The sequence below is a fragment of the Vicinamibacteria bacterium genome (assembly GCA_035620555.1).
Classification (GTDB): domain Bacteria; phylum Acidobacteriota; class Vicinamibacteria; order Marinacidobacterales; family SMYC01; genus DASPGQ01.
The window spans coordinates 1-11,440 of record DASPGQ010000461.1 but is presented as its reverse complement, the minus strand read 5'-3'; the positions used below and the strand labels follow the sequence as shown (position 1 = coordinate 11,440).

Sequence of the window (11,440 nt, the reverse complement as noted above, 5' to 3'; positions counted from 1 at the left end):
CTGATCGACGAGCGATTCGCCGAAGCACGCTACCGGTCCCTCATGCCACCCGAATGGAGTCCGATCCCGGTTCGAGGGCCCGCCGAGCTGCGCGGCGAGCTCACCCGCTTCTGGGCAGGGTAGAATCCGTGAGCGCTGGAGGTGTCGGCATGCGCTCCAGAATCGTTTCGAGCGGGGGAGCGACCAGTCGATTCGAACGGGAACGACGGGCCTTGATCTGGGGGTGCTTCGTTCTCACGACGCTCACTGCCTGTCGGGTCGAGCAAGCCGAGCCCCCAGCGGAGTTTTCCTTCGGCGAATGCCGGGACCGCAGCGAGGTCGCATACGACGACGTTTCGCTCGCGTCCCTTCACGTCCCGATGCGTGATGGCGTACGGATCGCCATCGAGCTCGTGCTCCCCGAGCCGCTCCCGGCAGATGCGAAGATACCAGCCGTCCTCACCATGACACGATACTGGCGGGCCTTCGACGGGGATGGCCCGAGCCCCACCGCACGTTTCTTTGCCCAGCGGGGCTACGCGGTTATCACCGGCGACTCGCGAGGGACCGGGGCGTCGTTCGGCATCTGGCAGTACCATCGTTCGCCCGATGAAGTCCGCGATTTCGGGGAGCTGGCGGATTGGGTCGTCGCCCAACCATGGTCCAACGGAAGCGTGGGTGGGTTCGGAACGTCTTACACGGCCAACACCGCCGACTGGATGGCTCAGCTGAGCCACCCGGCAATCCGAGCGATCATTCCGCGTTTCCCCGACTTCGACCCCTACGCCGATCTCTACTTTCCCGGCGGCATCTTCCATATCGCTTTCGGCAAGGGGTGGGGCGAGTCGGTAAAAGAAATGGACCTCAACGTCCCGCGCGGAAATCCGCCACGCGGGGTGAAGCCCGTCGACGGAGACGACGGATCGCTCGTGGAGGCAGCGGTGGACGCACGACGGGAAGCTCCGGGTGTCTTCGACGGTCTGAGTCAGATCACTTTCCGCGACGACGTCGCCGAAGTCTGGGGCGTCTCGATGCTGGATTGGAGCATCCACGCGCGCGTGGACGACTTGAACCGCTCGGGCGTGCCGATGTTCTCGTGGGGCGGATGGTTCGACGCGGGCACGGCTCAGGGAGTTCTCCATCGCTTCACGACTTTGACCGTTCCTCAAAAAGCCATGATCGGTCCGTGGAGCCACGGCGGCGGCCATCACGCGAGCCCCTATCGACCGCCCGATCTCGAGACCGATCCGAGTCGCGATGCGCAGTTGAACGAGTCGCTCTGCTATTTCGATCGGTACCTAAAAGGTATCGATAACGGGACCGAGGAGCACACGCTCTACTACTACACGCTGGGCGAAGAGAGGTGGAAGAAGACGAGCGTCTGGCCTCCGCTGCTGGAAACCTCCCTCACGCGCCTCTACCTCGCCCCCGACTCCCGACTCGCCCTCGAGCCGTGGCCGGGGACGGACGGCTATACCGTCGATCCCGAGACGACCACGGGAACGACGAATCGCTGGTATACCCAGCGCGGGGGCGCCGACGTGGTCTACAGCGATCGCTCTCGCGAAGACGAAAAGCTCTTGACCTATACGAGCGAGCCCCTCGAGGAGGATCTCGAGGTCACCGGAACCCCGATCGTGCATCTCGTAGTGTCGTCGACCGCCCCCGACGGAGCGTTCTTCGTCTATCTGGAGGACGTGGATCCATCGGGACGCGTGCTCTACATCACCGAAGGACAGCTCCGCGCGCTCCAGCGCAACGTTTCCGATGAGACGCCTCCTCACGTGATGTTCGGTCCCTACCATTCGTACCTGTCTCGGGACGCCGCGCCCGGAATGCTTCCGGGCGAGAGTGTCGATCTCGCGATCGCGATGCATCCGACCTCGGTCCTATTTCGCGCCGGCCATCGGATTCGGCTGGCCTTCGCCGGGGCCGACAAAGATACGTTCGCACCGGTCGGAGAGGACGATGACCCGCCGACATGGACGGTGGAGCGCGAGAGGTCCTACGTCGAGCTTCCGGTCGTCGGCCGAAGCGGAACGTTTTCAGCGCTGCTGAAGTAGGCGGCTTTGACGGAGCACGGTACCTCGCCTTAGGCTCTACCCTTGCACTCGATCGCCGGTCTCGTCGTGCTGTTCCAGCTCAGCTCAGCGGAGGCGGAGCTCTTGAGCCAGCTGGACGTCGGGCGCGTCGAGGCGATGACCCGCCGCCTCTCCGAGACGGTCGCGCAAAGCCCGTCCGGAGCCGGATTCGCGAGCGCTGTTTCCGGAAGCCCGGAGGAGCGAGCCCTTGCCGATGTCATCGCCGTGGAGCTCGAGAAGCTCGGCCTCGAAGTGCGCCGCCAGCGCTTCCCCGTGCGGGCCTTCGACTATGGCGAAGTGAGTTTGTCGACGAACGGCGAGCGCCTCGACTCCATCACCCTGCACTCCGGCGGAGGCACCTGGGGCCAATGGGACGGCATCGAGTACCGGCGCGGAAACCGCGACGAGGGAAGGACCCTGGTCACATCTCTGATCGACGCCGGTCAGGGCATGGCCGCCGATTACGCCGATCTCGGAGACGTCGAAGGCAAGGCTGTTCTCGTGGAGTGGACCTCGTGGCCGGGTTTCGCGATCTTCGAGGCCGCGGCCCGAGGAGCTTCTGCCATCGTCTTCCACGACTACCCGGGACGCTCGCTCGACGATGCACTGAAGCAGAACACGGTCATTTATCACGACGCCATTCCGAGCGTCGGGATCTCCATCGCCGACGCTTCGAGCTTGAAGCGGAGGCTCGGCGCGGGACCGGTGGAGCTCGAGCTCGAGAACCGCGTCGATTCCGAGCTCGGCGAGTCCGAGAACGTCCTCGGCGTACTCGAGGGAACGGACGTTGCCAGCGAATGGGTGGCGGCCACCGCCCACCACGACCGTTGGTTTCGCGGGGCTCAGGACGACGCCGTCGGGGTCGCGGTCGTCCTCGAGCTCGCTCGCGTCCTCAGCGCTCGTCCGGCGCCTCCTCGACGCTCGCACCTCTTCGTTTCCTTCGGGAGCGAGGAGACCGGCGCCGCCGATGCGGAATTCGACTGGCTTCGAGGCTCGCACGCTTTCGTCCGAGCGCATCCTGAGATCACGTCCCGCCTGGCGTACGTCTTCAATGTCGACGGCGCTGGCTGGGCGGCGGAACGCGGCTATTTCTACGGGACGCTCGAGGCCTCGGCGTTCCACCGGAAGCTCCTTAGCGACATCGGTCTCTCCGATCGCGTCACGTTGAGACCTGGGGTCACCGATTGGGTCGACGCCTGGACGCTCGCCGCCGTTGGCGGCGCCTCGGCGGGCTATCTGCTGTGGTTCGAGGCCCACGGCCAGGACGGTCCGAACGCGTTCTCTCCCTATTACCACACCCAGCACGACCGCATCTCCGCCGTGTCGTACCGGAATCTCCCGCACGACCTGAAGCTCGCCGCGCTGTCTCTGTTGCGAGTCGACGCCGCGGAAGCTCTCCCTTTCGATCTCGGCGAGGTTGCCCGCTTCGTTCTCGAGGCCCTCGAGGACGTTCGAAGAGCGGACGTGCTGGTAGAGTCCGTCGCCGAGGCAGAGCGCTGGGCGCGAACACTCGAGACAACCGAGGTCGCAGGCGCGGACTGGCGCACGCGGAACCTTCGCCTGATGCGTGCACGACGCGAGCTCGTCCCCTGGCTTCTCAGCCTGAGCTCGGAAGGCGCGGTGATGAAGACCTCGCCGTACCTGAGTGATTTTCTCGCTCTTCGGCGCGCGCGCGCGAGCGTCGAGTTGGGTGACTCGGCATCGGCGCGAGAGGCCCTCCGCGAAGTATCGACGATGAGCTGGGGGGCTCGGTTATCCTCCGCCGCCTATCGCGCCGAGCGGCAAATGAGCTTCGGCGCCTCCGACTGGTCGAGCGAGTTCGATCAGAGCCCCGAGCCCGCTGCTTACGACGTGCACGCGCTCTACCTCTCTCTCGACGAAGGGGGGAGCGTGGATGAGAGCCGCGTCGAGCGCCTGCGGGCTCTCGAGATCGAAGCGCTGGCGAAGTGTCGAGAGGCCCTCTTTGTCATCACCGGGAAGCTCCAGAAGGCCGTATCCATCCTGAAGGGCGACGTGGTTCTCGGTGCGCCGCCCGTCGAGAGGAAACCTTGACACCCACTCTCCTTCTCGCGTCGGTAGCCTCGTTCTCGGGACCGAAGTTGGTGCGACGATGCGAGGGCCCCGTGGAGATAATCGCATCGGGGCGGTGGGGGTGGGATCAGATATATGTATTGTAATTTAGGATAAACCATACTTATACTACATATATCGTGTCGCTTTTGGCCGTCGTCGAGGCCTTTCACATAGCGTTTCTACGAGCTTTTGCCAGCTCCGTTTCGGCCGATCATTTCGCGATCAAGGGGGGCTGCAACCTCCGTTTCTTTTTTGGCAGCGAACGCTACTCCGAGGACCTGGATGTGGACATTCACCAGGAGCCGGTCCATCAACTCCAGGAGAAGGTAATGTCGATTCTGGAATCAGGCGGGCTGAACACGACCGCCCGGACCTACGGAATCGACCGTGTCCGCCGGCCGAACCTATCGAAAGCCAAGCAGACGGAAACAGTGCAGCGCTTCAAGATACACCTCGAGACGACTTCCGGTGAGGATCTGCCAACGAAGATCGAGTTTTCCCGCCGTGGAATGGATCAGCCGATCCGCGTCGAAGCGATTCGACCAGAAGTGCTCGCTCCGTATCGCACGCCGTCCCTCATCGTCCCGCACTATGCAGCCGATGCAGCCGTGCGGCAAAAGATCCACGCTCTGATCGGACGACGCGTACCCCAGGCGCGCGACATCTTCGATCTGCACGTTCTGAGCGCCCAGCCCGAGCTCGTTGAGCTGGATCTGCGGACAACATTCTCGCCACGAGAGCTGGAAACGGCGCTAACCAACACTTACTCGGTCGAGTACGATGAGTTTCGCGATACCGTGCTCAGCTTTCTGAGTCCGGAGAGTCAAAAGCGGTACGGCTCGAAAGAAGTTTGGGATCAGGTTCGCTTGACCGCCGTTTCCCTGATCGAGCTGAGCCTCCAACAGTGAGCAAGCCCTCCATCGTGCGCACGATGCAGCTGCTGGATCGGCCCGTTTTTCGCACGCGGGAGATCGCGGCTCTCCGCGGCACGTCGGTGGGGGCGGCGAGCCAGGCCTTGCGGGGATTGGAGCGCCAAGGCGTCGTGAGCCGCGTCGCGCGCGGGGTGTGGTGCGTGCCTTCCGATCCTCGCTTCAACCGTTTTTTGCTGGTGAGCTATCTGAGCGGAGTTCACCGAGCCTACGTGTCCTTCGTCTCCGCGCTTCATCTTCACGGGATGATCGAGCAGATTCCTCACGTCGTCTATGCGGCAACGACCGCTCACTCCCACATCGAGACCACGCCGTTGGGCGAATACTCGTTCCATCAGATCGTTCCGAGGTTCTTTGATGGATTCGATTGGTACCACGGTCAGCAGAGCTTCTTGATTGCGAGCGCCGAGAAGGCACTCGTCGATAGCCTGTACCTCTCGACTCGAAGGGGGCGACGCTTCGCCTCGCTGCCAGAGCTAGAGCTCGGGCGGCCATTCAGCATCCAACGTGCTAGGGGATGGATTCGACGGATACCGGACGAGCGAATCAAGAGTCTCGTCGCCACCGAGCTGGAGCGATTGTGGCGGCACGCGATGTCGTAATGCACGAGACGTTTCCCGATCATCCCAACATTCAGGACGCTTTCAAAGAGTTCGGCGTGCAGATCATGTCGCCCCACTTCCGATCGCAGCCTTCCAAGCCTGTGGTGGTTGCCAAACCTCAGTGGTATCAGGCCCCGGCGTCGCCCGGCGAGGCGTCCCGCTCAAAAACGACGGCATGAAGGTTCTTGCCTCGACTGGGATTTCTTGCTAAACCGCTTCGCTCATCCGGATGGGGAGCTTCCGCACCCGCTTTCTTGTGAGGGCGAAGAGCGCGTTCGCCACCGCCGGGGCGATGGGCGGAACGCCCGGCTCTCCCACACCCGTCGGGGGCTCGGTGCTCTTCACCAGGTGCACCTCGATCTCCGGCATTCGATCGATGCGCAGCACCGGATAGTCGTGGAAGTTGCTCTGCTGGACGCGTCCCTTATCGATGGTGAGCTCGCTGTAGAGAGCGGCGGTAAGGCCGTACACGATCGCGCTCTCCATCTGCGCCACGACGTTCCACGGGTTGACCGCGATTCCGCAATCGACCGCGCAGACGACCTTGTGCACCCGGACTTCGCCGTCGGGGTCGAGCGAGACTTCGGCGACCTCAGCGACGTAGCTCTCGAACGACTTGCGTAGGGCGATCCCGCGCGCGCGGCCCTCGGGAAGGGGATTTCCCCAGCCCGCTTTTTCCGCCGCGAGCTCGAGCACCGCCAGATGCCGCGGCTCGTTCTGGAGAAGCTTTCTCCGGAGCTCAAAGGGATCCTGGCCTCCGGCGTACGCCACTTCGTCGAAGAAGCACTCGTTGACGAACCCGGTGTGGGTATGTCCGACGGAGCGCCACCACAGGACGGAAATAGTCTTCGCGGCGTTGTGAGACTCGACCCGTCGATGGGGGATGGCGTAGGGCATGTGCGCCGCTCCCTCGACCGACGACATGTCGATGCCCTCCTTCATCATGAAGGGCTCGAGGAACGTGCCCTGGGCGATCGACTGGCCCACGAGCCGCTGGTGCCACCCCGTGGGCATTCCGTTCGCGTCGACGCCGGCGCTCAGCTTGTGGACGAACATGGGGCGGAAGTAGCCGCACTGGATGTCCTCTTCGCGCGTCCAGATTGTCTTGACCGGGACCCCTTCGCCCTTCGCGACCTCGACGGCGTCGGATACGAAATCCGACGTAAGGTTGGCCCTGCGCCCGAATCCGCCTCCGAGGAGTGTGGTGTGGATGAAGACCTGCTCGGGTTTGAGGCCGGTGATGGCGGCGCCGACCCGTTGGTCCATCGTTTGATACTGAGTTCCCGCCCAGATGTCGCATCGATCCGCTTGGACGTGCGCGACGGCGTTCAAGGGCTCCATCGCCGCGTGGGCGAGGTAGGGAACCTCGTACACTGCTTCGATCCGCTTTGCCGAGGAGGCGATCGCCTTCTCCGCATCGCCCTCGTTCTCGGCTACTGTCCCCGGCTGGGAAGCGAGCCCGCGGTACTCCGCGCGGGCTGCCTCGGTCGACACCATTCGGTTCGGTCCGTCGTCCCAGACGATCTCGAGCTCCTCACGGGCCACTCGCGCCGTCCAGAAGTCTTTCGCAATGACGGCGATTCCGGTCGAGATCGGCTTGACCTTGACGACCCCCTTCACCGCCATCGCCTTGTCCGCGTGGTAGCTCTTCACCGTCCCGCCGCAGACGGGCGGATGCGCCACGACGGCGGTGAGCATGCCGGGAAGGCGTACGTCGATGCTGAACTTCGCCGCCCCGGTGACTTTGTCGCGGCCCTCGAGTCGGCGGACGTTCGTTCCAATGAGCTTGAAGTCCTTGGGGTCCTTCAGCGGAACGTCGGCGGGAAGGGGAAGCCCCGCCGCTCTTTCCGAGAGCTCGCCGTAGGTAGCCTTCTTCCCGCTGGCGTCGTGATGCACCACCCCGTTCTCGGTCCGGAGCGACTTCGCATCGACGCCCCAGCCGGTGGCGGCGGCCTGGAGGAGGAGGGCTCGCGCGGTGGCGCCCGCCTTGCGGAACGGCTCCCAGGAAGACATGACGCTCGTGCTTCCGCCGGTCGTCTGCTCGCCCATCATCGGGTCGTTGTACTCCGCCCGCGCCGGCGCCGACTCGATCCGGATCCGGCTCCAGTCGCAGTCGAGCTCCTCGGCGAGCAGCATGGGGAGAGAGGTGTAGACGCCCTGCCCCATTTCCGACTTGTTCACGATGATGGTGACGGCGTCGTCGGGAGCAATTCGGACGAACGAATTGGGAGCGAATGGGCCCTGGGCGCGGAGAATCCCGCGACCCATCTTTTCGGGCATGTAGAAACCGAGCACGAGGCCGGATGCTGCGGCGCTGCCGATCTTGAGAAAGCCGCGACGGTTCAGAGTCTCGCGGTCCATCATCGCAGCACCCCTTCTACCGGCTCAACCGGCTCCCCCCGAAGCATCTTCGCCGCGCGCTTGATGGCGCAGCGGATGCGCCCGTAGGTTCCGCAGCGGCAGATGTTGCCGCTCATCGCACCGTCGATGTCCGCATCGGTCGGTTGCTGGTTGTGGGCCAGGAGCTCGGCGGCGCTCATGATCTGCCCCGACTGGCAATAACCGCACTGGACGACGTCCTCGTCGAGCCAGGCCTGCTGGACGGGGTGCAGGGAGTCTCCTTGCGCCAGGCCCTCGATGGTTACGATCTCCTGCCCCTCCACGGTGGAGACGGGAGTGATGCAGGAGCGCGTGGCCGTCCCGTCCACGTGAACGGTGCAGGCACCGCACTCCGCGATACCACAGCCGTACTTCGTCCCGGTGAGTTCGAGCGTGTCCCTCAAGACCCAGAGAAGCGGCGTCCCGGGCTCGACGTCGACGTTCCTTGTCGTCCCATTGACTTTGATCGAGATCATGTTTCCTCCGCGGGGGATTGCGCAGGCTCGATGTTAGCACGCCTTCGGCGAGCGGAGGACAGGGAGCGACCGGCGGCGATGCCGTGCTTTCTTAACAGAAAGGCGCAGAGACGAGCTCGCCGTAACCGCGAGGAGAAGAGGATCGTCGGGGTCGAGCGCAACCGATCTCTCGTAGGCTTCGCGCGCGCTGTCGTGAAGAACGAGATCTAGTCGAGATTCGGATACCGGAGGTGGTGGCCGGTCGCGTCCTGGTAGGCTTTCGCCAGCGCCAGGAGCTCCTTTTCTCCGTAGAGCTTCCCCACGAGGTGGATGGACGTCGGAGTGCCCATCGCATTGAGTCCGGTCGGCACGGCGACGCCGGGATGACCGGTGGCGTTGGTCGCGCGGAGGTTGAGGTTTCCCGAGGGCGTCAGAAAAGGAGCGACGTACACGTCGACCCGCTCGAAGAGTCGCGCCATCTCCTCCATCAGCCGCATCCGGTGGCGGCTCATCTGGAAGTACTCCACCCCGGGCACGAGCCGATGCGCACGAAGGAGCATCGCTTCGGGCTCGTCCCGGTCCTTGATGAGAAGCTCGTCCCGCCCGCTCCGCGTGAGCTCGTCCAGGGACGACGCCTCTTCGACGAGGAGCATCATGAGCGCGTCCAGGTCCGCGTGAGCGGGAAGGGCGACGGGCTCGAGCTTCACCCCGAGGGAGCGGAGGACTTCGAGGACTGCCTCGTCGTTCTCCTTCGACGCGGCTTCGCCCGAGCGCTCTTCCTCGAACGCGTCTTCCAGGTAACCGACCCGAAGGGTCCGTACGTCCAGACCTCCGTCCCAGTCGAACGACCGATCCGCGAGCGAGAGGTCCATGCCGTCGGGGCCGCTGATGGCGCTGAGGACCAGCGCGCAGTCCTCGACGCTTCGGCACATCGGACCGACCTTGTCCAGGCTCCATGCCGCGGGCATCACACCGTGCCGGCTCACCCGCCCGTAGGTGGGCCGCAGTCCCGTCACGCCGCAAATGCGCGATGGCCCCATGATCGAGCCGAGCGTCTCCGTTCCGAGCGAGAAGCCGACGAGGCCTGCGGCCGTCGCCGCCCCCGGCCCGGCGGACGAGCCGCCCGAACCCTCCTCGAGGTTCCAGGGGTTCCGGGTCTGCCCGCCGAACCAGCGATCCCCCCGGGCGAGCTCGCCGGTCGAGAGCTTGGCGACGAGGACGGCCCCTGCCTCCTCGAGCCGGGTCACGACCGTCGCATCCAGATCCACCACCTGATCGCGAAACGCCTCGGAGCCCCACGTCGTCTTGTAGCCGCGCTTGGCGATGAGGTCCTTGGCGCCCCAAGGAATGCCGTGGAGCGGCCCGCGGTACTGGCCCGCGGCGATCTCCTCGTCGGCCCGGCGGGCCTGCTCGCGAGCGAGCTGTCCCGTGAGCGTGACGACGCAGTGAAGGCGCGGATCGTAGCGCTGGAGCCGCGCGAGGTAGAGCTCGGTAAGCTCGATCGAGGTCAACTGGCGGGACTCGAGCAGCGCCGCGAGACGCAGCACGGGCCAGAAGGCAAGCTCTTCGACGTTCGCGGGTCGACTCACTGGCGGCGTTGCGCTCGGACGGAATCGACCGGCGGCGCCGCGCACCGAAGATCCCGGCACGACGGGATTGAAGTAGAGCGGCGGAACGACGGTGAAGGGTAGATCGACCGCACGCGTCTTCGCGTAGTTCGCGAGGTTCTTGTTCACGGTCGCGAGCATCTCGCGCCGCTCCTCGGCGGAAAGATCGACGCCCGCCACGCGGGCGGCATCGGCGAGCATGGCGTCGTCGATTTCGCCTCCGCCCGATTCCTGGAGCTTCGCCCAGAGAACGCCCGGGAGCAGGCTCGATCCTGCGAACGCTGTCAGGAAACGCCGCCGCGTCTCTATGTCTTTCAATCGCGCATTTCTTCGCGTCACCCTCGAAGAACCGTCAAAGCCCGAGAAGGATCCTCAGACGGTCCTCGATCGAAACGAGCGTATCAGCCGAGATGGATCCGAGTCGCCGCTCCAGCCGGCGAGTCGAAATCGACCGGATGTCCTCGCACTTAACGAAGCTGCGCACGGCAAGTCCTGCTTCGCGCTCGCGCACCTCGACATGAGATCGCACTCGCTTCTCACGGCTGGTCAAGGGAAGCACCATCACGAGATCGGCGGCGCTCTGGTTGAGCTCGTCTACCGACAGGACCACGGCAGGCCGGGTCCCGGCTTGTTCACGACCGACGACCGGATTCAAATCGACCATCCAGACGTCGCCCCGCGAAGGTCGCCGCACGACCTAGGACTCCTCGATATCGTCGCCGCTCGCGGCGTCCCAAACGTGACGCTCTTCCAACTCCTCAGCCCACTCGGCGTCGCGAGCACGCAACGCCCGATAGTCCTCCGAAAGCCCTTGCAGAAAATGCTTCCGCCGAAATTCCTCGATCGCACGACTGATGAGGTCAGACATCGTCGCACCCGTTGAATCGGCCAACCTCTTCAACATTTCGTGATCCTCGTTCTTGATGCGAACCATCGCGGCCACAAAGAATCCCTCCGAATGATCACAAGCTTACTAGAATGTATACTATTTTGTCAACAAAGGGACAGAAAGACCGTCCGAGTCGGACCTCTGGGGCTCCGAGCCCGTCGTCGTGTTGAACGAGAGCTTCGCGAGCCGACTCTTCGACGGTTCGCATCGGTCGGGGTCGTCGGGGACGCGCAGCCTCGAAGTGGCGATCCTTCAGGAAAAGCTCGAGGAGCGCTTCAGTCGGCTCGAGCTCGCACCGGTCGCGAGTCGCGCCGCCTCCGTGTCGGTGCTGCTCCTCACCACGGTCGCGCTCTACGGCTTGACTATACTCAAGAGGAGATGAACAGATGAAAACTGAACGTTGGCCACCAAGGTTCCTCGTTGGATGCGCCGTCGTCGTTTTTCTG

10 protein-coding genes and 1 pseudogene are annotated in these 11,440 nt (G+C 64.3%); 6 read left to right on the top strand and 5 right to left on the bottom strand.

The features are described 5' to 3' along the window. Positions 1-149 precede the first annotated feature (149 nt). The 5 genes and pseudogenes from VEK15_18770 (at position 150) to VEK15_18750 (ending at position 5,843) form a co-directional block, all read left to right on the top strand. The gene (locus VEK15_18770) at positions 150-2,042 is read left to right on the top strand and encodes a CocE/NonD family hydrolase (GenBank protein ID HXV62749.1); all 1,893 of its coding nucleotides are present in this window, start codon (positions 150-152) and stop codon (positions 2,040-2,042) included. Between the two features lie 42 nt (positions 2,043-2,084). Beyond that, positions 2,085-4,112, top strand: coding sequence for a M28 family peptidase (locus VEK15_18765; protein ID HXV62748.1), 2,028 nt, complete (start codon positions 2,085-2,087; stop codon positions 4,110-4,112). Between the two features lie 158 nt (positions 4,113-4,270). Next, positions 4,271-5,041, top strand: a complete 771-nt coding sequence (locus VEK15_18760) for a nucleotidyl transferase AbiEii/AbiGii toxin family protein (protein HXV62747.1) — start codon at positions 4,271-4,273, stop codon at positions 5,039-5,041. Continuing rightward, a complete protein-coding gene (locus VEK15_18755; GenBank protein HXV62746.1) occupies positions 5,038-5,664 on the top strand; it encodes a type IV toxin-antitoxin system AbiEi family antitoxin domain-containing protein in 627 nt (208 codons plus the stop codon). Before VEK15_18760 ends, VEK15_18755 begins: the two co-directional genes overlap by 4 nt. A gap of 20 nt (positions 5,665-5,684) precedes the next feature. Further along, positions 5,685-5,843 (top strand): annotated as a pseudogene (locus tag VEK15_18750) (mechanosensitive ion channel protein MscS). Positions 5,844-5,871: 28 nt separating this feature from the next. On the opposite strand, the gene VEK15_18745 reads toward VEK15_18750, so the two are convergent. The 5 genes from VEK15_18745 to VEK15_18725 form a co-directional block, all read right to left on the bottom strand. Beyond that, a complete protein-coding gene (locus VEK15_18745; GenBank protein ID HXV62745.1) occupies positions 5,872-8,025 on the bottom strand; it encodes a xanthine dehydrogenase family protein molybdopterin-binding subunit in 2,154 nt (717 codons plus the stop codon). Then, positions 8,025-8,519 carry a (2Fe-2S)-binding protein gene (locus VEK15_18740; GenBank protein ID HXV62744.1) on the bottom strand — a complete coding sequence of 165 codons (495 nt, stop codon included), beginning with the start codon at positions 8,517-8,519 and terminating at the stop codon, positions 8,025-8,027. Before VEK15_18740 ends, VEK15_18745 begins: the two co-directional genes overlap by 1 nt. 206 nt (positions 8,520-8,725) lie before the next feature. Continuing rightward, positions 8,726-10,423 carry an amidase gene (locus VEK15_18735; protein ID HXV62743.1) on the bottom strand — a complete coding sequence of 566 codons (1,698 nt, stop codon included), beginning with the start codon at positions 10,421-10,423 and terminating at the stop codon, positions 8,726-8,728. A 34-nt stretch (positions 10,424-10,457) separates the two neighbouring features. Continuing rightward, a complete protein-coding gene (locus tag VEK15_18730; GenBank protein ID HXV62742.1) occupies positions 10,458-10,799 on the bottom strand; it encodes a type II toxin-antitoxin system PemK/MazF family toxin in 342 nt (113 codons plus the stop codon). Between the two features lie 3 nt (positions 10,800-10,802). After that, a complete protein-coding gene (locus tag VEK15_18725; protein ID HXV62741.1) occupies positions 10,803-11,009 on the bottom strand; it encodes a toxin-antitoxin system protein in 207 nt (68 codons plus the stop codon). Between the two features lie 148 nt (positions 11,010-11,157). On the opposite strand from VEK15_18725, the gene VEK15_18720 reads away from it, so the two are divergent. After that, entirely contained in the window at positions 11,158-11,376 is a 219-nt protein-coding gene (locus VEK15_18720; GenBank protein ID HXV62740.1) for a hypothetical protein, read from the top strand. The last annotated feature ends 64 nt before the right edge of the window (positions 11,377-11,440 follow it).